Source organism: Streptomyces resistomycificus (assembly GCF_001514265.1).
Taxonomy (GTDB): Bacteria; Actinomycetota; Actinomycetes; order Streptomycetales; family Streptomycetaceae; genus Streptomyces; species Streptomyces resistomycificus.
The window spans coordinates 1,184,355-1,207,790 of record NZ_KQ948988.1; the positions used below are offsets into that span (position 1 = coordinate 1,184,355).

At 72.8% G+C, this 23,436-nt stretch carries 19 protein-coding genes; 13 read left to right on the top strand and 6 right to left on the bottom strand.

All coding sequences use genetic code 11. The annotated features are described in order from the left end of the window. The first annotated feature begins 13 nt into the window (after positions 1-13). From AQJ84_RS05055 to AQJ84_RS42925, 6 genes are all read left to right on the top strand, one after another. The gene (locus AQJ84_RS05055) at positions 14-937 is read left to right on the top strand and encodes a dioxygenase family protein (protein WP_030040874.1); all 924 of its coding nucleotides are present in this window, start codon (positions 14-16) and stop codon (positions 935-937) included. Continuing rightward, positions 934-2,004 carry a maleylacetate reductase gene (locus AQJ84_RS05060; RefSeq protein WP_030040875.1) on the top strand — a complete coding sequence of 357 codons (1,071 nt, stop codon included), beginning with the start codon at positions 934-936 and terminating at the stop codon, positions 2,002-2,004. Before AQJ84_RS05055 ends, AQJ84_RS05060 begins: the two co-directional genes overlap by 4 nt. A 150-nt stretch (positions 2,005-2,154) precedes the next feature. After that, on the top strand, positions 2,155-3,066 hold the full coding sequence (locus AQJ84_RS05065) for a YceI family protein (protein WP_030040876.1): 912 nt from the start codon (positions 2,155-2,157) through the stop codon (positions 3,064-3,066). A 103-nt stretch (positions 3,067-3,169) separates the two neighbouring features. Continuing rightward, entirely contained in the window at positions 3,170-3,292 is a 123-nt protein-coding gene (locus tag AQJ84_RS44900; RefSeq protein WP_310591776.1) for a putative leader peptide, read from the top strand. A gap of 144 nt (positions 3,293-3,436) precedes the next feature. Beyond that, positions 3,437-4,306: a glutathione S-transferase C-terminal domain-containing protein gene (locus AQJ84_RS05070; protein ID WP_030040877.1), complete on the top strand. Its 870-nt coding sequence runs from the start codon at positions 3,437-3,439 to the stop codon at positions 4,304-4,306. 29 nt (positions 4,307-4,335) lie between these two features. Beyond that, positions 4,336-4,545: a WYL domain-containing protein gene (locus AQJ84_RS42925; protein WP_030040878.1), complete on the top strand. Its 210-nt coding sequence runs from the start codon at positions 4,336-4,338 to the stop codon at positions 4,543-4,545. Positions 4,546-4,657: 112 nt separating this feature from the next. Here AQJ84_RS42925 and absR1 read toward each other — a convergent pair whose 3' ends face one another. Continuing rightward, a complete protein-coding gene (absR1, locus tag AQJ84_RS05080; RefSeq protein ID WP_030040879.1) occupies positions 4,658-5,743 on the bottom strand; it encodes a beta-glucuronidase AbsR1 in 1,086 nt (361 codons plus the stop codon). A gap of 95 nt (positions 5,744-5,838) precedes the next feature. Here absR1 and AQJ84_RS05085 point away from each other — a divergent pair, with 95 nt between their 5' ends. Further along, on the top strand, positions 5,839-7,713 hold the full coding sequence (locus AQJ84_RS05085; RefSeq protein ID WP_053191732.1) for a LuxR family transcriptional regulator AbsR2: 1,875 nt from the start codon (positions 5,839-5,841) through the stop codon (positions 7,711-7,713). 102 nt (positions 7,714-7,815) lie between these two features. On the opposite strand, the gene AQJ84_RS05090 is transcribed toward AQJ84_RS05085, so the two are convergent. Continuing rightward, entirely contained in the window at positions 7,816-10,386 is a 2,571-nt protein-coding gene (locus AQJ84_RS05090; protein ID WP_030040881.1) for a CHAT domain-containing protein, read from the bottom strand. Positions 10,387-10,535: 149 nt separating this feature from the next. Between AQJ84_RS05090 and AQJ84_RS05095 the strand changes: the two genes are divergently transcribed. The 3 genes from AQJ84_RS05095 to AQJ84_RS05105 are packed head-to-tail and all read left to right on the top strand — an operon-like array spanning position 10,536 to position 13,149. Continuing rightward, positions 10,536-11,966 carry a S8/S53 family peptidase gene (locus AQJ84_RS05095; RefSeq protein WP_053191730.1) on the top strand — a complete coding sequence of 477 codons (1,431 nt, stop codon included), beginning with the start codon at positions 10,536-10,538 and terminating at the stop codon, positions 11,964-11,966. A 59-nt stretch (positions 11,967-12,025) separates the two neighbouring features. After that, on the top strand, positions 12,026-12,601 hold the full coding sequence (locus AQJ84_RS05100; protein ID WP_030040882.1) for an RNA polymerase sigma factor: 576 nt from the start codon (positions 12,026-12,028) through the stop codon (positions 12,599-12,601). A 5-nt stretch (positions 12,602-12,606) separates the two neighbouring features. After that, positions 12,607-13,149: a hypothetical protein gene (locus AQJ84_RS05105; RefSeq protein ID WP_030040883.1), complete on the top strand. Its 543-nt coding sequence runs from the start codon at positions 12,607-12,609 to the stop codon at positions 13,147-13,149. Positions 13,150-13,794: 645 nt separating this feature from the next. Here the strand turns inward: AQJ84_RS05105 and AQJ84_RS05110 are convergent. Then, a complete protein-coding gene (locus tag AQJ84_RS05110; protein WP_030040885.1) occupies positions 13,795-14,592 on the bottom strand; it encodes an N-formylglutamate amidohydrolase in 798 nt (265 codons plus the stop codon). Between the two features lie 81 nt (positions 14,593-14,673). On the opposite strand from AQJ84_RS05110, the gene AQJ84_RS05115 reads away from it, so the two are divergent. Further along, the gene (locus AQJ84_RS05115; RefSeq protein ID WP_030040886.1) at positions 14,674-15,015 is read left to right on the top strand and encodes a DUF5713 family protein; all 342 of its coding nucleotides are present in this window, start codon (positions 14,674-14,676) and stop codon (positions 15,013-15,015) included. Positions 15,016-15,090: 75 nt separating this feature from the next. On the opposite strand, the gene AQJ84_RS05120 is transcribed toward AQJ84_RS05115, so the two are convergent. Next, positions 15,091-17,307, bottom strand: a complete 2,217-nt coding sequence (locus AQJ84_RS05120) for an NADP-dependent isocitrate dehydrogenase (RefSeq protein WP_030040887.1) — start codon at positions 17,305-17,307, stop codon at positions 15,091-15,093. A 225-nt stretch (positions 17,308-17,532) separates the two neighbouring features. On the opposite strand from AQJ84_RS05120, the gene AQJ84_RS05125 reads away from it, so the two are divergent. Then, entirely contained in the window at positions 17,533-19,071 is a 1,539-nt protein-coding gene (locus tag AQJ84_RS05125; protein ID WP_030040888.1) for a M1 family metallopeptidase, read from the top strand. A gap of 4 nt (positions 19,072-19,075) precedes the next feature. On the opposite strand, the gene AQJ84_RS05130 is transcribed toward AQJ84_RS05125, so the two are convergent. Together AQJ84_RS05130 and AQJ84_RS05135 are read right to left on the bottom strand one after the other, a co-directional pair. Then, the gene (locus AQJ84_RS05130) at positions 19,076-20,155 is read right to left on the bottom strand and encodes a mechanosensitive ion channel family protein (protein ID WP_030040889.1); all 1,080 of its coding nucleotides are present in this window, start codon (positions 20,153-20,155) and stop codon (positions 19,076-19,078) included. A 220-nt stretch (positions 20,156-20,375) separates the two neighbouring features. Next, positions 20,376-21,344 (bottom strand): lysylphosphatidylglycerol synthase transmembrane domain-containing protein, encoded by a 969-nt coding sequence (locus AQJ84_RS05135; protein ID WP_053191728.1) that lies wholly within the window; start codon positions 21,342-21,344, stop codon positions 20,376-20,378. Between the two features lie 150 nt (positions 21,345-21,494). On the opposite strand from AQJ84_RS05135, the gene AQJ84_RS05140 reads away from it, so the two are divergent. Next, entirely contained in the window at positions 21,495-23,399 is a 1,905-nt protein-coding gene (locus tag AQJ84_RS05140) for an ABC transporter ATP-binding protein (RefSeq protein ID WP_198536327.1), read from the top strand. The last annotated feature ends 37 nt before the right edge of the window (positions 23,400-23,436 follow it).

The following is a 23,436-nucleotide window of genomic DNA, read 5'->3' on the forward strand; positions in this document are numbered from 1 at the left end:
AGGACCACGGGACATGACCAGCGAATTCACCGCCCACATCACCGAGGCTGTGGTGGACAGCCTCGAAGGCACGGCCGACCCCCGGCTGCGCGAACTGCTCGCCGCCCTCACCCGCCATCTGCACGCCTTCGTCCGCGAGACCGAGCCGACCATGGCGGAGTGGGGGAGGGCCGTCGACTTCCTGACGGCGACCGGGCAGGCCTGCACGGACACCCGGCAGGAGTTCGTCCTCCTGTCGGACGTGCTCGGCGTGTCGATGCTCGTCGAGACGATCAACAGCGAAGGAGCCGGCGGCGAAGACGGGAGGGAGGCCGGGAACGGGAACGGGGGCGAGAACGGGAGCGAGGACGTGACCGAGTCGACGGTGCTGGGTCCCTTCCACATGACCGAGTCCCCCGTCCGCGCGCTCGGCGCCGACATCGACCTGGTCGGTGACGGCGAGCCGTGCGTGGTCAGCGGGCGCGTGCTGTCCCGGGACGGGACCCCGCTGCCGGGCGCGACCCTCGACGTCTGGCAGGCGAACGCCGAGGGGTACTACGACGTGCAGCAGCCACAGGTCCAGCCACCCGGCAACGGGCGCGGGCTGTTCACGGCGGACGACGAGGGCCGCTTCCGGTTCCGCACCTGCGTGCCGAGCCCGTATCCGATCCCCACGGACGGCCCCGTCGGTGACCTGTTGCGGGCGACCGGCCGCCACCCCTACCGCCCGGCCCACATCCACTTCATCGCCTCGGCCGAGGGGCACGCGCCGGTCACCACGCACATCTTCGTGGCCGGCAGCGACCACCTCGACTCGGACGCCGTGTTCGCGGTCAAGGAGAGCCTCGTCAAGGACTTCTCCGAGACCGACGACCCGTCCCTGGCACGGGAGTTCGGCCTCCCCAACCCGTTCCGACACGCCCGCTTCGACCTCGTGCTCAACCCGGTCCGGTCATGAGGGAGTTCACCTACGAGGCTCAGCCCATGCGGGTCGTCCTGCGGCCCGGTGGCTCGGTCACCGCGGTTCCGGACGAGGCCGGACGCCTCGGACTGCGGCGGCTGTTGGTGGTCTGCGGGCCACGGGGCGCGGAGACGGCCCGGGCCGTTGCGGACGCGCTGGGCGACGCCTGTGCCGGGCTGCACGCCGAGGCCCGGATGCACGTACCGGCGGAGGTCGCCGACCGGGCCGTCGAGGCGGTGCGGGCCGTCGGCGCCGACGGCTGCGTGGCCGTCGGCGGCGGCTCCGCCATCGGCCTCGGCAAGGTGATCGCGCTGCGCACCGGCCTCCCGCTGCTCGCCGTGCCGTCGACGTACTCCGGCTCCGAGATGACCCCCGTCTGGGGCCTGACCGAGCACGGCACCAAGCGCACCGGCCGCGACCCGTCGGTCCTGCCGCGCAGCGTCGTCTACGACCCCGAACTCACCCTCTCCCTGCCGGTGGGCCTGTCCGTGACCAGCGGCGTCAACGCCGTGGCGCACGCCGCCGAGGCCCTGTACGCGCCCGACGCCTCACCGCTGGTCTCGCTGATGGCCGAGGAAGGCGCACGGGCCATGACGGGTGCCCTCCCCGCCCTGGCGGCCGACCCCCATGACCTGGACGCCCGCGGCCGCGCCCTCTACGGGGCGTGGCTCTGCGGCGCCGCACTCGGCGCGACCACCATGGGCCTGCACCACAAGCTGTGCCACGTCCTCGGCGGCACCTTCGGCCTGCCGCACGCCGAAACCCACACCGTGGTCCTGCCGTACGCCCTCGCGTACAACGCGCCCGCCGCGCCCGAGGCCATGGCGGCGCTCGGCCGGGCCCTGGACACCGACGACGTGCCGGAAGCCCTCCGGGAACTCGCGGGCCGCCTCGGCGCACCCCGTTCCCTGGCCGAACTCGGCCTGAAGGAGACCGACGTGGCGGTGGCGGCGGGCGCGGTGTCCGGGCAGGCGTACCCGAACCCGCGTGAGGTCACCGAGGCCGGCGTGCTCGGGGTACTGAGAGCGGCGTACGCGGGCGACCGGCCCTCAGCGCGGCACTGACCTCCGACCGGGGCCCGCCCCGAACCCCCAGCCCGGCAGTGACCACCGACCGGGGCCCGCCCCGAACCACCAGCCCGGCAGTGACCTCCGACCGAGGCCCGCCCCGAACCCCACAGACGCAAACCGAACGAAGACCGAAAGGTGAACACCATGCCCCTCGGACTGCTCCGGCGGCGATTCAGGACAGCCTCCGGAGGCGCCGCGGGCCTCACGCCTCCCGTACCGTCCGGCGCCGGTGTCGTCGTCCGCGAGGTCCTGGACCCCGTGAACGAGCCCATGGGCGGCGCCGACGTGACGGTGACCGAACTGCGCAGCCACCGGGTCGCGGCCCGCGGCACCACCGACCCGTACGGCTACTTCATGGCCGTCCTGCCGCCGGGCAACTACAGCCTCCTGATCGTGGCCGAGGGGCTGGAACCGCACCGCGAGACCTTCGACGTCGAACCGGACAGCCGCGCCGCCGCGCAGCAGGTCTGGCTCCAGTCGGCCCGGCAGCTCGAACTGCCGGTCCCCGGCACCTGGCTCTTCGACCCGCCGCACACGGCGATCCGCTTCGTCGCCAAGCACGTCGGCATGGCCCATGTGCACGGCCGGTTCGAACGGTTCGAGGGCGGCCTGCAGGTCGCCCAGGACATGAGCCAGTCCCGCGTCCAGGTGCGCATCGACGCGTCGAGCATCACCACCGGCAACAACACGCGTGACACCCACCTGCGTTCGGCGGACTTCCTCGACGTCGACCGCTACCCGTACATCGAGTTCTCCAGCACCCGCTTCGCCTACCGGGGCGGCACCAAGTGGAGCCTGCTGGGCAGCCTCACCATGCACGGCGTGAGCCGGTCGGTCTCGCTGGACACGACCTATCTGGGCATGGTCAACGGCGGCTACGGCGAGGAGCTGCGCTGCGCGGCCCTGGCCAAGGCGGAACTGCACCGAGAGGACTACACCCTCAACTGGCGCTCGATGCTGGCACGCGGCATCGCGGTCGTCGGCCCGACGGTCCAACTGGAGCTTGACGTCCAGGCGATGTACCGCACGCACGACACGCCGACACCGCCGGAGTAGCCGGACGTGGCCGGCGGGTGCCCGCCTGGTGGACGCACCCTTGACGGGGACCGGAGGGCCAACCAGACTCCAGAGGGGAATCCTAGTGAACAGGTAGGGAAGCATGGGGCGCCTTGAGCCGATCACCAGCGGTGTGAGCCGTACGCCTCGGCCGTCCCCTCTTCTGACCTCCCGCCGTCACATCGATCTGCTGCGCGTCTGCAGCGCGATCAGCCCCCTGGGCTGAGCCCGGCCGGCCCCGTGCCCGAGCGGACAGGCGGTGCCCCGAAGGGTGCCGTCTGCTCCGTGCCGCACGGGGCGGCGGCCGCCGCTCGTCGCCCGACGTCGCTTCCGCCGCGCGTACGTCCACGCCTCCACCCCGGGGAGAACCATGTCCGTCACTCCGCTCGCCTCCGTCCCCGCTACCCGCCCGGCACCCGCGTTCCGGGGCCGGATCGGCCAGGACGCGCGCAGCGGGCACTACGCCGTGCCCCGCCGCTACCGCCTCCACCTGTCGCCCACATGTCCCGACGGCCTCCGGATCGCCGTGGCGCACAGCCTGCTCGGACTCGACGACGTCTGCCCGGTGACGTCCCTCGGCGTGGTCCCCGACTGCCCCGACGGGGGACACTCCGCGCTCCGCCCGCTCTACGAGGCGAGCGTGCACCGGTACACGGGCGCGGCCGTCGGGCCGGTACTCAGCGACGACTGGTCGGGGCGGATCGTGAGCACCCACGCGCCCGACATCACCCGTGACCTGTCCCGGCACTTCGGCGGCGGCACAACGGCCCTGTACCCGCGCGGGGCGGAGTCGGAGATCGAGGCCGTCGAACGGCTCTGTGCCCGCGGCATCGAACAGGCCGCGCAGCGGGCCGGTACGGCGGGCGTCGGGCCGGGGGAGCGGGACGCGGCGCTCGCCGAGCTGCTGGAGACGCTGGGCGCGCTGGAGCGCTGGCTGGTCGGGCGGGAGTTCCTGATCCGGGAGCAGGTCACCGGGGCGGACGTCGACCTGTGGGTCACCCTCGTCCAACTCGACACCGTGCACCGCCATCACCTGGACGCCGCAGCCGTGCACCGCATCGCCGACCACCCCCTCCTGTGGGCCTACGCCCGCCGACTGGCCGCCCACCCGGCCTTCGGCGGCCACCTCGACCTCGACGGCATCGCCCGTCGGCACCACTCCCGCTGCCGAGGCCTGGAAGCCGCCGGATCGGCCGTGCAGATCCTCGACTGGGCGACACACACGGCCCAAGTCCACTAGCCCTTCCAACTGTCGCCGCCCTGCCCGACGTGCTCGGCGACACCACGTCCGCCGCCCGGGCCACCCCGGACCCGGAGGACGGCTGGTACCGCCTCCTCCTGCACTTCGACTCGCCCCGAGCCGCCTGCCGTCGCCTGCTCGGCTTAGGACCCGATGCCGAGGTCCTCGAACCGCCGCAGGTGCGGCAGGAGTTGGCGGAGGTGACGCGTGCGACGGCCGCCCACCACCAGGCGGTGTGATCCCGGCGGTGGCGTGGGGCGAGGACGTCACCCTCCCCCGAAGGTGACGTCCTCGCCCGCTCCCCCGGCGCCGGACCGCGGTCCGACATCGTCCGTGCGGCCTGCCGTGCTGTCACCAGCACATGACGGCTGTTTCCCCCGAACCCCAGCCGGAGTACAGGCGCACACGGACGAAGTAGCGGCGGCCCTTGACCAGACGGGCCTTGATCGTGGCGTTGCGCGGGGTGCCCCCGTCGTCCTCGCCGGTGAGGTAGCGGGGCTCGCCGTCCCGCTCCTCGAAGAGCACCACCAGCGCGTCGCTCTCGCCGAAGGTGCCCACGGTGTACTCGCGGGTCTCCGGCGGCTCGACGACGAAGTCGGCCTGCTCGCCCGGGCCCAGACCCAGCGGCACCGACCGGAAGGGCACCAGCGCGGGCACCCACCCCGGCTCGGCCGGCGGATACCAGCGCAGGACGTACTCCTTGTCCGCGGCGGAGAGCGTACCGGGCGGGGTGAGGCCCCTGCGGTACTGCTCCGGCTCCAGGATCAGCCCCGCCTCGAAGGGGTACTCCATGATCGACTGCGGGTCCCACACCGAACCGTGCACCTCGTGCGGGTCCAGCTTGCGCAGGATGTTGGCGAACGTCCGGTCCCGGCTCCAGAAGTTCGGCGGGCCCGCCAGGTCGGCGTAGACGGCCTCGTCGTCCCAGTGGATACCGGCGAACGGGCTCTGGTGCTCGTGCAGCATGCCGAGCGCGTGCCCGATCTCGTGCAGGGCCGTGCCGCGTTCCCCGGCCGCGGTCAGGTCCCAGCCGAAGTTCATGGTGCGTTCGTTCAGCCCGACCCGGAGGGCGTCCTTGCCCACCGTCGACCAGGAGCCGTCCCCGACCTGGAACCCGATCCGCAGCTCGGCCTCCGAACGGTCGCCGACCTCGGCGAACGTCACCCCGATACCGAGGTCCCGCCACTCCTGGAAGCACTCGCGTACGACGTCCAGCTGCTCCTTGGCGCCGGCCCACGGCACCCGCCTGCTCGAGCCGGTTCCCGGTACCGGAATGACGGACCCGTCGGTGTCGTCCTCGAAGAAGTAGTAGTGCAGCACGGTGTGGTTGGCCCACATCCGGCCCCCGGCGATGAGCGCACTGTGCCGCTCGGCGGCCAGTCCCGGCGCGAAGGCCGGGGCGGGCTGCTGCGCGAGAGAGCAGTAGCGTGCGGTCATGGCGAACAGCCTGCCCTCGACCGCTCCCGGGCGCCTGAGTCGGGGCCTACTCAAGTCCCCCTGTATCAAGAGTGAGTAGGGCTGCTCTAGCTCTCGTGACGACTTTCGAACGGGACGCGAAGACGCTGGAGCTGCCCTGGCCGTTCACCGGGCGCGAGGACGAACTCGATCTGGTGCGCGGGGCCCTGACCTCGGCACGGCGCGGCATCGTGGTGACCGGCGCGGCGGGCAGCGGCAAGACCCGCCTGGCCACCGAGGCGGTCCGCGGCACCGACTACGCCACGGTCGCCGGGACGCCCGAGACCCGGCAGATCCCCTTCGCCGCGTTCGCGCACCTGCTCCCCGAGTCAGTGTCCCTGCACCGCGCCGTCCAACTTCTCTCCGGCACGCGGCTGTTGCTGGTCGACGACGCCCATCTGCTCGACGACGCCTCCGCCGCCCTGGTCCACCAGCTGGCCGTGCACGGCCGCACCCGCCTCCTGGTCGTCACCACCGAGGGCGCCCCGGTGCCCGGCGCGATCTCCCGCCTGTGGACCGGCGAGCTGCTGCCCCGCCTCGCCCTGGACCCGCTGCCCCGGCAGGAGACGGCCCGACTGCTGGCGTCGGTCACCGGCGACGGCCTGGAGCCCCTCACCGTCAACCGCCTGTACCGCCTGTGCGAGGGCGACCTGAGGCTGCTGCGCGACCTGCTCGGCGCGGTACGCGACCTGCTCGCCCCCGTACCGGACGGCTCGGGCACCCGTTCCTGGCGCGGTCCCGTGCCGATCACGGCCACCGTCCGCGAACACACCGCGCGAATCCTCGACCGCCCCGACCCCGGGGAGCTCGAGACCCTCCAACGGCTGGCCTTCGGTGAGCCCTTTTCCCTCCCCATGGACGACCTCGACCTGCGCGGCCTCGAACGCCTGGAGGCCGACGGCCTGGTCAGCGTCGACGACCACGGCTCGGTCCACCTCGCCCGCCCGCTGTACGGTCCGGTGCTGCGCGCGTCGGCCGGACGCCTGCGGGCGCGACGGCTGGCCCGCACGCCGGACAGCTGCACGGCCGCTCTGGCCGCCGAGTCCGCCGCGCTGACCAGGGCGATCGAGCGGGCGTACGTCCGGACGACGCCGACACCCGTGGGGGAGTGGCTGCTCGACGAGGGCACCGGGGTGCCCGCCGACTACGCGGCCGTACGGGCGCGGTTCTCGCGGCTGCGGGGAGAACTGCGCGAGGCGGCGGCATGGGCGCGGGAGGGGCTGCGGGCGGCCGGGGACAGTCCGGCCTGCCGCCGTGAACTCGCCCTGGTCGCCGCCCAGTCGGGCGACACGGCCACCGCGCACCAGGTACTGGGCGGCCGCTCCCACGGGGGTGGGGCGGCCGCCTGGCTGTCGGCGGCGGGCGGTGACGTCGACGCGGCGGTGGCGGCGGTCACCGGCGAGGCCGAGGTGGCGGCGGTCACCGGCGACGCGCAGGCGGCCGTGGTCCCCGGCGAGGTCGAGGAGGTGTACGAGGCCGTCCGGTTCGGCGTTCCGGAGCCGGCCGTCGGGAGGCTGTCCGGCGTCCTGGGCCGGCACGCCGACGCTCTCGCCCGCCGTGACGGTCCCGCCCTGGACCGGGCGGCCGCGGAACTGGAGGAGCGCGGCCTGCTGCTCTTCGCCGCCGAGGCGCACGCACAGGCCGTACGCGCGCATCGCGACCCGCGTGCGGCCCGCACCTCACGTACCCGTGCCGTCGCCCTCGCCCGGCGCTGCCAGGGCGCCCGCACGCCGGCCCTGTCCGGCCTGGTGCTGGGCGAACTCACCGCCCGTCAGCGGCAGATCGTCACCCTGGCCGCCGCCGGCCTCAGCAACCGGCAGATCGCGGAGAAGCTCACCCTGTCCATCCGTACCGTCGGCAATCACCTCTACGGCGCGTACGCCCGCCTCGGCGCGAGCGACCGGGGCGCGCTGCCCTGGCTCGTGGAACCGCCTCAGGCGCAGTCGGCCTGAGCCGCCCACCGGACCGGCGGTCTGACCCCCGTGATCGGGGGAGGGGTCAGACCGCCCCGGACCCGGTCGCCGGCGGGGCGCCGCACCGCCCCGTCGGCGACGTCACGCCGCCCCGAACGCCGAGAACGCCCATCCCGTCGCCTGGTGGGTCGCGTCGCCGGGAAGCGCCGCGCGGGCGTCGCGCAGACCCTCCGCGAGGGACAGGCCGGCGCTGAGTCCCTTGTGCAGGGCGAGCATCAGGGGCACCACCGCCGCGTCGTTGACGGGTGCGCTGCACGCCACCACCCCGGCCGTGCCGAGGGGCAGCAGCGCGGTGACCAGACCCAGCAGCTCGTCGGCGCCGACGGAGGCGAACCGGGCGGTGTCGCAGCAGGAGAGGATGATCCGGTACGGGCTGCGGTCCAGGCGTTCGAAGTCATGGACGATCAACGGCCCGTCGGCCATCCGCAGCGACGAGAACAACGGGCTGTCCGCGCGGAACGTGCCGTGCGCGGCGATGTGGGCCAGCGCCGACCCGTCCAGCTCCGCCAACACCCTGGGCACCCGCGCGTCCTCGTGCTCCAGAACGGTCGATCCGCCGTACCGTTCGGCCAGTTCGGGCACCTCGGCACCACCGGTCGCCAACCCCGGCCCACGCACCAGGACCTGGCGGCCACCCGGCGGCGGGGACGTCTCCCGGGCGCGCAGCCAGCTGCTCGCCGACGGCGACACGCTGAACACCCGCTCCCGCAGCGACGGCAGCAGCGCCCACGGCACCCGGTGCAGCCGGCCCGGGGGCACCACCACGACCGGCCCCGACCCCAGTTGCGCCGCCGCCGGACCCAACAGCAGCTCCTCCAGGCGCCGCCCCGCGGCCTCCACCACGGGAAGTCGGGCCTCCGCTCCCGGGTGGGCCAACCGCCGCAGCCCCGCCTGCACATGCTCGGCCTCGGTCTCCGCCGCGGCCAGCAGCCCCGCCTCGAACCGCCGCACCCGCCCCTGCCCGCACAGCAGCACGTGCACCCGCCCGTCGACGACGGCCAGCTCCACCAGCCGCACGTCGTCGTCCCCCAGCCGTGCCAGCAGCCGGGCGGGGTCGAAGCGGTCGCCGCCGCCGGGTGCCTCGCCGCGGATGTGCAGGGTCCGGGAGCGGATCTCCCGCTCCAGGCGCCGCTGGTCCCGCTCCAGCGTCGGCACCGGACGGCCCTCCATCCGGGCCGCCTCGGCGCGGGCGGCGATCTCCCGGAAGGCGGTGAGCCCGCTGAGCAGGGCCGGGTCGGCGGGGGGCCGGGTGGGTGGCGCGGACAGGACCGTGGCCCGCCAGCGCTCGCTCCACACCAGCAGCCGCCGCGGGCCGCCCGAGTCGAGGCTGGCCTGCTGGGCCAGCGCGGCGAGTTCGGCGCCCTGTGCGGTGGCCCGGGCCCGCAGCTCCGAGGCGCCGAGCGTCATCCGGTGGTCGTCGAGCACGTCGAGCCCGCGCCGGCAGGCCTCCAGCACACCCCGGCCGGAACCGGCCGCCCGGGCCCACAGCGCCTGCGCCGCCCAGCCCGTCATCCGCGCCAGCGGCGGCCCGCTGTGCCGGCTGCGTGCGGCGGCCGTCAGATGCCGTTCGGCGTCCGCCGTCCAGCCGAGGCCCAGGGCGATCCGCCCGGCGAGCAGCGACGCCTCCGGCGCGGCCGGCGAGCCGAACGAGGCCAGCCGCTCCGCCACCGCGGCGGTGTCCGCGACCAGCCGGCCCGAGCCGCGCCCGGCGGCGACCCGCGCCTCGATCAGTACCAGCCGGGCGTGCGTCTCCCACCAGGTGCGCCGCTGACCGGCGAACAGCCGTACGGCCATGTCCGCGCGGGCGATCGCCGTGTGCGGGTCGCCCGCCAGCCGGGCCGCCCGTGCCGCTGCCAGCAGCAGCTCGGCCTTGCGCGTGGACTGTCCGCCGATCCCGTCGAGGACCCCGATCGCCGCGTCCGCCTCGGCCAGCGCCTCCGGGGCCAGGCCGGCCGCCATCAGGACCTCGCAGCGCCGGATGTTGAGCATGAAGGTCGGAGTGCCGAGCTTGGCGTACCGCTCGCCCGCCTCGTCCAGCAGCCGCAGCGCCACCGGGATGTCGCCCGAGCGGAAGGCGGCGAGGCCCCGGCTCTCCACCGCGTCCGCCTTGTCGTGCTCCTGGCCGGTGGTGTCCCACAGTGCCTCGGCGGCCGTGAAGTCGGCGTCCGCCCGGTCCACCGTGCCGAGCGCGAGATGCACGGTCGCGCGCAGGGTCAGCGCACGGGCCGTCCAGATGACGTCGTCCGCCTGGCGCAGCACGGGGATGGACCGACGCACGTCGTCCAGCGCGGCCCGGTGATGTCCCAGCACCCACGAGGCGTAGGCCCGCCGGTACAGGACGCGCGCGCGGGTGTGCCCGCCGCTGACGGCGACACCGCGCTCCAGTTCCTTCAGGCCCTCCCGGGTGCGGCCCGCGTGCACCAGCGCCACGCCGAGCGCGGCCAGGACGTCCGCCTCCCGGTCCGCGGAACCCGCGCGCGCCGCCAGGTCACGGGCGCGGCGCAGATGGTGCAGCGCGACCTTCATGTCGCCCCAGTCCCGCTGCCAGATGCCGATCACCTGGTGGGCTACGGAGGCGCACCACGGTGACGGATCTGATTCCAGCACGTGTTCTGCCCGCGCCAGGGCCTCGTTGGGCGCTGCGAACACCATCGGCAGCAGTTCGAGAACCGAGTCGCTTCCCGCTGTCACTCCATGGATGGTAGTGGCCCCGGTTGCACACCACACGCGTTTGGCGCTGTATCAGGCGGCGTCCCCGCGGCTCTGACTGTCGACCACCGCCTCAGTGGGAGGACCTGCCAATGGCACCACAGCGATTCCACGAACAGTTCGACCAGATCCAGCGCTCCATGCCCGACGTCCCCCTGGCCCTGGGACCGGACGACTCGGCGGAGTTCATCTACGAGAAGGGCGTCGTGCTCGCCCGCGACGGTGAGGAGGCACGGCTCGTCGAGGACAGCGTGCGCAGCCACTTCACCGCGGCGCCCGACCTGAGCGCCGACCACGTACGCCGGGCGAGCCCGGAGACCAACCGCTCGGGCATCACCCGCATCCAGGTCGGCGACCCCGGTCAGGGCGACCGGCGCGCCGACCTGGCCGTCGCGCACGCGCTGCGGGCCCTGCGCGAGCCCGAGGGGCGCAGGGGCCACCGGCTGGTCAGCCGTAACCACGTGGTGTCGATCGCGGTCAACTCCTGTCCCGGCGACGAGCCGGTGCCCGCCCCGCGTACCGGGGGCATCAACCCGGCCCGGGCCGAGGCCGGCCACGACCCGGACACCGCCGTCGGCGTCCTCGTCGTCGACAACGGCCTCACGCACGACCACACGGCGGCCGGCCCCCTGCTCGCCCACGTCAGGGGCGACCTGCACGGCACCGAGACCGACGGCGACGGCAACCTCCTGCAGTACATCGGACACGGCACGTTCATCGCGGGCCTCGTCGCGGCCGTCGCACCCAACACCGACATCACCGTCCGCAGCAGTCTCAACGACGCCGGCGCCATCCTGGAGTCGGAGTTCGGCGAGCGGCTGTTCGACGCCGTCGAGGACGGCTGGCCCGACATCATCAGCCTCTCCGCCGGCACCTCCAACGGCCGCACCGACGGCCTACTCGGCGTCCAGGCCTTCATGGAGGAACTCCGGCAGCAGCGCACCCTGTTGATCGCCGCGGCGGGCAACAACGCCAGCGCCACGCCCTTCTGGCCCGCCGCCTACGCCGCGCTGCCCGACTACCGGGACGTCGTCCTGTCGGTCGGCGCGCTGCGCGGCGACGGCGAGTTCGGAGCCTGCTTCAGCAACCACGGCCCCTGGGTGAACGCCTACGCTCCGGGCGAGCGCCTCACCAGCGTCCTCACCGGCTTCGAGGCACCCGTCCCGTACGTGTACCAGCACACCACCTACGACGCCTGCCGCTACGGCTTCACCTACCCCTGCACCTGCCAGTCCCCGCAGCACAGCGGGGTGTTGAGCGAGGACGGTGAGTCCGACACCCCCGATCGGGTGTCCTTCGAGGGGTTCGCGCACTGGAGCGGCACCTCCTTCGCCACCCCCGTCGTCGCCGGTCTGGTCGCCGCCCACATGACCGCGCACAAGGAAACCGACCCCCGGGTGGCCCGTCAGCAACTGCTCGCCGCCAACACCGAGTTCGCGGAAGTGCGCGGGGCGCACGTGCCGGCGCTGCGGCCGGCGAGCTGGCGGCCGGTCACGGGCGGGCAGCCCACGGCGGGCGCATGACGGCCGGAACGGCCCCCTCCACGGCGTACCATGACTGGCCGTACACGAGGGGTGGGGCCGTGGACCGTGCAGATGTCGGCGTGCTCGTCCAGTCCGCCGTCGACGGCGACGGGGCGGCCTGGAAGGCGCTGGTGGAGGGGCTGAGCCCACTGGTGTGGTCCGTGGTGCGCGCACACCGGCTGTCCGACGCCGACGCGCACGAGGTGTACCAGACGGTGTGGTTCCGTTTCGCCCAGCACCTGGGCCGGATCCGCGAACCGCAGAAGGCGGGCTCCTGGCTGGCCAGCACCGCGCGGCACGAGTGCCTGAAGGTCCTCAAGAGCCTGAGGCGGCTGACACCCACGGACGATCCGCAGGTCCTGGACCGGATCAGCGAGGACCGTACGCCCGAGCAGTCGTTCCTCGACTCGGAGGAGGCCGCCGCCGAGACGGAGCGCATCCGACGGGTGTGGCAGGAGTTCGAGGAACTCGGCGACCGGTGCAGGCAGTTGCTGCGAGTGCTGATGGCCTCGCCGCCGCCCAGCTACCAGGAGGTGTCCGCCGCACTGGGTATCGCGGTGGGCAGTATCGGGCCGCTGCGCCAGCGCTGTCTGCGCCGCCTGCGGGCCCGACTCGACGCACGGGGAGCGTTGTGAACGACATGAGCGATATGGATGACCTGAACGACCTGAACGACCTGAACGACCTGAACGGGGGCTTCTTCGCCGGCGAAGGCATCGGCGACGAGGTGCCCGACGAGGAACCCGACGCGGGGTTCGACGACGGCCTGCTGGACGATCTGCGTCAGGCGGCCGGCATTCTCGACCCGGTACCGACCGCGCTGCGGCAGCTCGCCGTGGAGGCCTACGCGCTGCACGACCTCGACGCCCGGCTCGCCGAGCTCACCTTCGACTCGCTGGTCGACGCGATCCCGGTCAGAGGAGCGACGGACCCGCCCCGGATGCTGACCTTCCACTCCGGGGACGTGACCATCGACGTCGAGGTGACCTCGCAGGGACTGATGGGGCAGGTCCTGCCACCGCAGCCGGCCGGCATCGAGGTCCTGAGCGGGCCCCGGGCGGGTGCCACCCTCGTGGCCGACGACCTCGGACGCTTCAGCTCCGATGTCACCCCGGCCGGACCGTTCGCCCTGCGCCTGCGGGCCGGCGGGGAGGTGGTGGTCACCGAGTGGCTGCGCGCCTGAGCGGTCGGGAGGGCAGGGTGCCTTCCGTCACCGGGTGACGGCCGGGCCCGTTGCCCGCGGATCACCGTCTTCAGGCGCCGGCGGCCCTGGTCGGCCGGCACCGCGAACCGCACGTGCGCCCGCTGCCGACCACGAGACGCGGGTGCGGATCGCGGGACGCTCGGTCCGGTCCGGCTCTGCGAAGATCTCGGGTTCGTGGTTTCCGGTGTTCGCGGGGCGGGGGATGTATCCGGTGTCGCCCGCGCTGATCCGCGCCCCCGCGCCCCCGTCACCGGCGCCGGGCGGCTGACGCGCGGGAGTACGCGGGACAGCCGGTCCGGTCCGGCTCTGCGAAGGCCTCGGGGTCGTGGTCTCCGGTGTTCGCCGGGCGGGGGATGTATCCGGTGTCGCCCGCGCCGATCCGCGCCCCCGCGCACCCGTCACCGGCGCCGGGCAGCTGGATCGCGGGACAGCCGGTCCGGTCCGGCTCCGCGAAGATCTCGGGGTCGTGGTCTCCGGTGTTCGCCGGGCGGGAGACGCATCCGGTGTCGCGTGGCCCGCTGGCTCGGCGCCGAGGCCGCCCCCGGGCGCAGCGCGCCGATCCGCGCCCCGCGGACCCCTCACCGGCGCCGGGCGGCTGACGCGCGGGAGTGTGCCGGCCGGAGGTCAGCCGGTCACGGCGTCGACGAGATGCGCCAGTGCCGCCGCGAGCGGGGTCAGGCCGGGGCCGGCGGGGCCGCCCGGCTCGCTCATGTAGGTGTCCCGGCGGATCTCCACCATCAGTGCGGACACGCGCGGTTGGCTCCCGTGGAAGTCGAGCGGCACGTACGTCCCGGCGAACGGGCTGTCGAGCCCGATCTCCCCGCACCCGGCGAACACCTCCCGGGCCGCGTCGAGCAGCTCGCGGGGCGTGTGGAAGGAGTCCGTGCCCAGGCAGACCGGCGGCCGAGGCCCCTGGCCGTGCAGCTCGTAGGGCAGCGCCTCGGTGGGGTAGGAGTGCACGTCGATGATCACGACCCGCCCTGCGGCGGCCAGCCGGTCGGCCACCGCCCGGGTCATCGCCCGCGCGTACGGCCGGAAGTACCGCTCCAGCAGGGGCTCCGGGTCGGTGTCGGCCGGCCGCAGCGGCGCGCGGTGCGTGGTCCGGGTGTACACGGCGCCCATGCCGACGGCGAGCATCTCCTCCCGCTCGTCCGGGAACCGCTCGGGGTCCACGACCAGCCGGGAGAGCCGGTTGACGAACCGCCAGGGCGTGACGGCCGACCGCTGCGCGGCAGCCGCGGCGATCTCGGCGGTGTGCGCGTCGGTGATGTGGTCGAGCTCCCGCTCAAGCCCCGCGTCGTCCAGCACGATCCCCGCCCGCACCGCCGGTGGTATCTCCCGCGCCGAGTGCGGCACATGCAGGATCACCGGGGAGACGGCCGCGCCGGGCAGCAGCTCGTAGGACGGTGGGGCGGAGGTCACGAGGCGGCTCCCGGGGCGTTGTCAGTGGCGTGGTGCACGATCAAGGTGCCACATCAAAACGCAGGAAGGCCGGGGAGCAGCATGCCCGTCAGTAACCAGCAGGTGACCGAACACCCGTTCCTCAAGGGGCTGTACCGGGACGACTACTACCCCGACCACGTGGTGGACCGGGGCAGGGACATCCTGCTGCGGCTGTGTGAGCGCGTCGAGGCCGACCGGCCCGCCGACCTGGCGGCGCTGTACGCCCTGACACACGCCGCCACCGAGGAGTTCAACGACCTCCAGGCCGCGTTCGAGGAGGCCGACAGCGACATCGAGACCGTGGCGCGCGAGGAGATAGCCGAGGACTTCTGGTTCGTGGCGCAGGCCTACGGCTTCGCGGACGCGGACGTGGAGGAACTGATCGCCACCCGGGACTGGTGAGACACTGCTCCGCCCCGGCCGGGCAGTGCCGACCGGGGCGGAGTCATGCGGAGCCTCTAGGAGGCCGTCGCTCGGTTACAGAGACGCGAGCGTCTCGTTCCACGTGGCCGACGGGCGCATGATCGCGGCGGCCTTGGCCGGGTCGGGCTGGTAGTAGCCGCCGATCTCGGCCGCCGAGCCCTGGACGGCGTTCAGCTCGTCCACGATCTTCTGCTCGTTGGTGGTGAGCGCCTCGGCGAGCGGGGCGAAGGCCTTCGCCAGGTCCGCGTCGTCGGTCTGCGCGGCAAGCTCCTGCGCCCAGTACAGGGACAGGTAGAAGTGGCTGCCGCGGTTGTCGATGCCTCCGACGCGACGGGTCGGGGACTTGTCCTCGTTGAGGAAGGTCGCCGTGGCGCGGTCGAGGGTGTCGGCGAGGACCTTCGCCCGGGAGTTGCCCGTGAAGTCGGCGAGCTGCTCCAGGGACGGGACCAGCGCGAAGAACTCACCGAGGGAGTCCCAGCGCAGGTAGTTCTCCTTGACCAGCTGCTGGACGTGCTTCGGGGCGGAGCCGCCGGCGCCCGTCTCGAACAGGCCGCCGCCCGCCATCAGCGGGACCACCGACAGCATCTTGGCGCTGGTGCCCAGCTCCAGGATCGGGAACAGGTCGGTGAGGTAGTCACGCAGCACGTTGCCGGTCACCGAGATGGTGTTCTCGCCGCGGCGGATGCGCTCCACAGACAGCTTGGTGGCCTCGACCGGGTTGAGGATCCGGATGTCCAGGCCCTCGGTGTCGTGCTCCGGCAGGTACGTGTTGACCTTGGTGATCAGGTTGGCGTCGTGCGCGCGGGTCTCGTCCAGCCAGAACACCGCCGGGTCGCCGGTGGCGCGGGCACGGGTGACGGCCAGCTTCACCCAGTCCCTGATCGGGGCGTCCTTGGTCTGGCAGGCGCGGAAGATGTCACCGGCGGAGACGGCCTGCTCGATGACCACGTTGCCGGTCGGGTCGACGAGGCGGACCGTGCCGGTGGTCGGGATCTCGAACGTCTTGTCGTGGCTGCCGTACTCCTCGGCCTTCTGCGCCATGAGGCCGACGTTCGGGACCGAGCCCATCGTCGACGGGTCGTAGGCGCCGTTGGCGCGGCAGTCGTCGATCACGGCCTGGTAGACGCCGGAGTAGCTGGAGTCCGGGAGCACCGCGAGGGTGTCGGCCTCCTGGCCGTCCGGGCCCCACATGTGGCCGGAGGTGCGGATCATGGCCGGCATCGAGGCGTCGACGATCACGTCGGACGGCACGTGCAGGTTGGTGATGCCCTTGTCGGAGTCGACCATGGCCAGCTCCGGGCCCTCGGCGAGCTCGGCGTCGAACGAGGCCTTGATCTCGGCGCCCTCCGGCAGGCCCTCCAGGCCCTTGTAGATGCCGCCCAGACCGTCGTTCGGGGTCAAGCCGGCCGCGGCGAGGGCCTCGCCGTACTTCGCGAAGGTCTTCGGGAAGAAGGCGCGCACCACGTGACCGAAGACGATCGGGTCCGAGACCTTCATCATCGTGGCCTTGAGGTGCACGGAGAACAGCACGCCCTCGGCCTTGGCCCGGGCGACCTGCGCGGTCAGGAACTCGCGCAGGGCGGCCACGCGCATCACCGAGGCGTCGACGACCTCGCCCGCGAGGACGGGTACCGACTCGCGCAGGACGGTGGTGGTGCCGTCGTCGCCGACCAGCTCGATCCTGAGGGAGCCCGCCTCGGAGATCACGGCGGACTTCTCGGTGGAGCGGAAGTCGTTCTCGCCCATGGTCGCCACGTTGGTCTTGGACTCGCCGCTCCAGGCGCCCATGCGGTGCGGGTGGGTCTTGGCGTAGTTCTTGACCGAGGCGGGGGCGCGGCGGTCGGAGTTGCCCTCACGCAGGACCGGGTTGACCGCGGAGCCCTTGACCTTGTCGTAGCGGGCCTGGATCTCCCGCTCCTCGTCGGTCTTCGGGTCGTCCGGGTAGTTCGGCAGCGCGTAGCCCTGGGCCTGCAGCTCGGCGATCGCGGCCTTCAGCTGCGGGATCGACGCCGAGATGTTCGGCAGCTTGATGATGTTGGCCTCGGGCGTCTTGGCCAGCTCGCCGAGCTCCGCGAGGGCGTCCGGGATGCGCTGGCCCTCCTCCAGGTACTCCGGGAACAGCGCGATGATGCGCCCGGCCAGCGAGATGTCGCGGGTTTCGACGGCGACACCCGCCTGCGAGGCGTACGCCTGGACCACCGGCAGGAAGGAATACGTCGCCAGGGCCGGGGCCTCGTCAGTGTGCGTATAGATGATGGTCGAGTCAGTCACCGGGTGCTCCGCTCCACGTCTGCAACATTGCTCGACATCAAGATATCTCGTGGACGACCTCGACTCGACAGGGGTCCGCACAGTTGTGCAGCGAGCCGTGGGAGAAAACCGCCCTCTGAGGCAACCAACTCTTCCGATCATGTGGTCATGGAGGGTGATCGCCACGATCGCCCACTGGACGAACGGCCGGATATGACCACCCGGCCGTCCGAGCGAAAGCTGACCATGAGATATCGCACCAGAGTGACGGCCCCGGCCACCCTGCTCCTCGGCACCGCCGTGGCCATGACCACGGCGCCCTCGGCCTTCGCGGCCCCGGAGGAGACCGGGACACCGGGGCCGGAGACCCTCGGCGACCCCGTCTACCCCAGCCTCGGCAACGACGGCTACCGCGTGTCCGCCTACCACCTCGACCTCGCCTACGACGCGACGACGCGGCTCGTCGAAGCCGAGGCCACCCTGCGGATACGCACGACCCAGGCCCTGACCCGGCTCTCCCTCGACGCCCTCGGCCTGGACATACGCGCCGTCCGTGTCGCCGGCCGCCCGGCCGGCCACGAGCAGGTGGACGAGAAGCTGCGGATCACGCCGGACGCGCCGCTGGCGCAGGACACCTCCGTGACCGTGTGCGTGGAGTACACGGCCGACCCGCGCCGGCAGCTCGCACACACCGCGTGGGTCGCCACCCCGGACGGCTTCGCGGTGTGCCCCCAGCCGAACTCCGCGCACACCGTCTTCCCCTGCAACGACCACCCGGCGGACAAGGCCGACTTCACCTTCCGCCTCACCGTGCCCAACGGCCTGCGCGGCGTCGCGTCCGGTTCCCTCGTCCACACCGAGAGCCTCGACGGCGACCGGACCGCGTACACCTACCGCTCCCGCTCACCCATCGCCACCGAGCTGGTGCAGATCACGGTCGGCGACTACGTGGTCAAGGACCGGCAGGGCCCGCACGGACTGCCGCTGAGGGACGTCGTGCCGGTCGCGCGCGAGGCCGCCCTGGAGCCGGCGCTGGCCCTGACGCCCGCCCTCGTCGAGTGGGTCGAGGCACGACTGGGGGCCTACCCCTTCGAGACGTACGGCCTGCTGCCCTGCAACTCGGACGACCCGAACGCCTTCGACTTCACGGGCCTGGAGACCCAGACCCTCACCCTCTACAAGCCGAACTACCTGCTCCAGGCGGAGCCGAAGATCGGCTCGCACATGATGCACGAGCTGGTCCACTCCTACTTCGGCAACAGCGTCAGCCCCGCCACCTGGGCCGACCTGTGGCTGAACGAGGGCCACGCCGACTTCTACGGGCTGCTGTACCGCTACGAACGCGGCTGGGCCGACTCACTGGGCCTGACCACGATGGAAGCCCGGATGAAGGACACCTACGCGCGCGGCGACCAGTGGCGCAAGTCCTCCGGGCCGGTCGCCTCGCCCAACGCGGCCAACCTCTTCGACAGCCAGCGCTACCTGGGCGGCGTCCTCGTCCTGTACGCCCTGCGGCAGGCCGTCGGCCAGGACGTCTTCCAGGCCGTCGAGCGCACCTTCCTGGAGCGGTACCGCAACTCCTCGGCGTCCACCGAGGACTACATCGCCGTCGCCACGGAGGTCTCCGGGCAGGACCAGTCCGGATTCCTGCGCGACTGGCTGTACGGCACGAAGACCCCGCGGATGCCCGGTCACCCGGACTGGACGGTGACGCCGGTGACCTCGACGCTGCGCAGGTCGCAGAGCCCGGCGAGCAGGCACCACGACAACTCGGCCACCCTGTAGGGGATCAGTCGAGCCGGGCGGAGGCGACTTCGCCCGGCTCGAACTCCGAGCCGCGCTGCTGCGGGATCACCACCGCGCCCTGCTGCAGTGCCACCGTCCGCTGCGGCGCCGGGACGCGGATGCCCTCCGCGCGGTAGCGCCGGTGCAGGCGCTTGATGAACTCGTGCTTGATCCGGTACTGGTCGCTGAACTCGCCGACGCCCAGGATGACGGTGAAGCCGATCCGCGAGTCGCCGAAGGTGTGGAAGCGGACCAGCGGCTCGTGGTCCGGGAGGGCGCCCTCGACGCCGGTCATCACCTCGGTGACGACCTCGCAGGTCACCCGCTCGACCTGCTCCAGGTCGCTGTCGTAGGCGACCCCCACCTGGACCAGGATCGTCAACTGCTGCTCGGGACGCATGAAGTTGGTCATGTTCGTCTTCGCGAGCTCCCCGTTGGGGATGACGACCAGGTTGTTGGAGAGCGCGCGGACCGTGGTCTGACGCCAGTTGATGTCCTCGACGTAGCCCTCCTCGCCGCTGCTCAGCCGGATGTAGTCGCCGGGCTGGACGGTCTTGGAGGCCAGGATGTGGATGCCCGCGAAGAGGTTGGCCAGGGTGTCCTGGAGCGCGAGCGCGACCGCCAGACCGCCGACCCCGAGGGCGGTGAGCATCGGGGCTATGGAGATGCCCAGCGTCTGCAGCACCACCAGGAAGCCGATCGCCAGGACCAGCACCCGCGTGATGTTGACGAAGATCGTGGCCGACCCGGCGACCCCGGAGCGGGACTGGGTGACCGTCCGGACGAGGCCGGCGACGACCCGGGCCGCCGCCACCGTGACGACGAAGATCAGCAGGACGGTGAGGATCTGGTTGACGGTGCGCTGGACCCCCGAGGTGAGCGGCAGCGCCGCCGCGGCGACGGCCACACCGCCCGCGATCGCGCCCGAGGGCACCACGGTCCTGAGCGCGGCCACGATCACGTCGTCGCCGCTCCACCTGGTGCGGTCGGCGTGCTTGCCCAGCCACTTGAGCAGCATGCGCAGCAGGAACGCCGCCAGCAGGCCCGCGACCACGGCGATTCCGGCAGCGACCAGGTCGTCCATGGTGAGATCCCGTTGAAATGCCGTCACGTTGCCACCTGTTCGAATTGCGGGATGTGCGATCGCGCAGACCGTGAAGGTTTCGTGGTCGCGCGACCGCTCATCCTGCCGTATCCGGCACAGGAGTTCGTACCGGGCGGGGTCGCCGATCGCACTCTTTCAGCCGATCCTCCCGGCCGGGCGCCGGGCACCCGGCCGAGCCGGGGGCCTCACCCCGCCGGGGTCAGATCACCTTCAGCCGGACCAGCGCGGCGAGCGTCAACGCGCCCGGCAGCAGCGGCAGCCACACCGTGATGATCCGGTAGGCGAGGACCACGGCCGTCGCCACGGCCACCGGGCCGCCCGCCGCGACCAGGGCCACGATCAGGGCCGCCTCCACCGAACCGACCCCGCCCGGCGTGGGCACCAGGGCCACCGCCACCGTCGCGGCGAGATACGCGAGGGCCATGTGCGCGGGTGGCACCGGCAGCCCCATCGCCTGCCCCACCGCCACCAGTCCGGCCGCCTGCAGCAGCGGAAAGGCCAGCGAACCGCCCCACAGGGCGAGCGCCCGGGCCGGCCGGGTGTGCACGGAACGCGCCTCGCCCAGCGCCGTCCGCAGGAAGGACGACACGGCCCTTCGGACCCGTCGTACACACGCGAGCACGCCCGCCGCCACGGTCAGGGCCGCCACGACGGCCAGCACCAGCGGGCCGACGGCCCCCTCGGGCAGGAGCGCCCCGAGGCGCAGCGCGTCCGGGAAGGCGACGAGCAGCACGGCCAGCATGCCGAGCCGGCCGATCGACTCCGCCAGCAGATACAGCGCGAGCGCGGCGGAGGAACGGGCGAGCGGCAGCCCGCACACCGTCATGAACCGCAGGTTGACCGCGCTCGCGCCCAGCCCGGTCGGCAGCAGGTGGTTGGCCGCGCCCGCCGCGAACTGCGTGGCCAGCAGCCGCCGCTTGGGCAGCGACTCGACGACCGCGCCCTGCCGGGTGCACGCGGCGGCCACCCAGGTCAGGCAGGTGGCGCAGACCGCGACCGCCAGCCAGGGCCAGCGGGCGTTCTGCAGATGGCCGAAACCCTCGGCGAGCACGGACCGGTGCTCCACCGCGACGACGGTGACGAGCAGGAGCGGAAGCAGGCACAGGATCTGGCGCAGCCTGCGGACCGTGGCACGACGGGGGAGTTCGGGGAGCTGTACCGCTGTCACGCTCCCAGAGGCTTCCCAGTCCGCGCCAACTGCGGGTTGCGGATGCGGGGACAGAGGATGGCGCACGGTCATCGGATCCTTCGCGAGGGCGGGCAGCGGACGGACATTGACCTCAATCATGCTTGAGGTTCTAGGTTCTCTCCCATGAGTATGGAGACCACAGCCTGGACACAGCTGCACAGTGTGATGAACGCCGAGCGGGAACGCCGCCCTCTCGCCCGCGCCACGCTGCGCCGCATCGGCACGTTCGCCCGCCCGCACCGCCGCCGTATCGCGAAATTCGTGGCGCTCGGCGTCGTGACCGCGCTGCTCGCCGTCGCCACCCCGGTGCTCGCCGGACGCGTCGTGAACACGATCGTGTCGGGCGGCGACGAGAGCGCGGTCGTACGTCTCGCCCTGCTCATCGCACTGATCGCGGTCGCGGAGGCGGCCCTCGGAGTGCTCGGCCGGCGCCTGTCGGCGACGCTCGGGGAGAGCCTCATCCTCGATCTGCGGACAGCGGTGTTCGACCATGTGCAGCGGATGCCGGTCGCGTTCTTCACACGTACTCGTACGGGAGCGCTCGTCTCCCGTCTCAACAACGACGTCATCGGCGCCCAGCGCGCCTTCAGCAACACCCTCTCCGGAGTGGTCAGCAACGTGGTGACCCTGCTGCTCACGCTCGCCGTGATGCTCACCCTCTCCTGGCAGATCACCCTCCTGGCACTGGTACTGCTGCCGGTGTTCGTGATCCCGGCCCGGCGCATGGGCAGCCGGATGGCCGGGATGCAACGGGAGGCGGCGGCCCTGAACGCGGCGATGGGCACCCGGATGACCGAGCGCTTCTCGGCGCCCGGCGCCACGCTCGTCAAGCTCTTCGGCCGTCCGGAGGAGGAGTCCGAGGAGTTCGCGGTCCGGGCCCGCCGGGTGCGGGACATCGGCGTACGGACAGCCATGGCCCAGACGGTGTTCATCACCGCGCTCACCCTGGTCTCCGCCCTGGCACTGGCCCTGGTCTACGGGCTCGGCGGCTGGTTCGCCCTGCGCGGCACCCTCGACCCGGGCGCCGTGGTGGCCCTCGCCCTGCTCCTGACCCGCCTGTACGCACCGCTGACCGCGCTGGCCGGCGCCCGCGTCGAGGTGATGAGCGCTCTGGTCAGCTTCGAGCGGGTCTTCGAGGTGCTCGACCTCAGGCCGCTCATCGAGGAGAAACCGGACGCCCGCGAGGTCCCCGAAGGCCCGGTCGCCGTCGAGTTCGACGACGTCCGCTTCGGCTACCCCTCCGCCGACAAGGTCTCCCTCGCCTCCCTGGAGGAGGTGGCCTCCCTCGACACCCGGGGCGGCGACGAGGTCCTGCACGGCATCTCCTTCCGCGCCGAGCCCGGGCAGACCGTCGCGCTCGTCGGCTCCTCCGGTGCCGGCAAGTCGACCGTCGCCCAGCTGCTGCCGCGCCTGTACGACGTGGACGAGGGCAGCGTCCGGATCGGCGGGGTCGACGTCCGCGACCTGAGCGCCGACTCGCTGCGCTCCACCCTCGGCATGGTCACCCAGGACGGCCACCTCTTCCACGACACCGTCCGCGCCAACCTCCTCCTGGCCCGCCCCACCGCCACGGAGGAGGAGCTGTGGGACGCCCTGGGCCGCGCCCGTCTCGACGATCTCGTACGCTCCCTGCCCGACGGCCTCGACACCGTGGTCGGCGAACGCGGCTACCGCCTCTCCGGCGGCGAACGCCAGCGCATGACCATCGCCCGCCTGCTGCTGGCCCGCCAGCGCGTCGTCATCCTCGACGAGGCCACCGCACATCTGGACAACACCTCGGAGGCGGCCGTCCAGGAGGCCCTCGCCGAGGCGCTGGACGGCAGGACGGCCGTGGTGATCGCGCACCGGCTGTCCACCGTCCGCACGGCCGACCTGATCCTGGTCGTCGAGGCGGGCCGGATCGTGGAACGGGGCACGCACGAGGAACTGCTCGCGCTGGGCGGACGGTACGAGCAGCTGCACCGCACGCAGTTCGCCCAGCGGCCGGCCGGGGTCACGGAGATCGGGGAGACCGAGAAGGAGGCGGCGGCGTAGGAAGAGGCGGGGCCGGGTCCCGGGCGGCGGGGCCCGG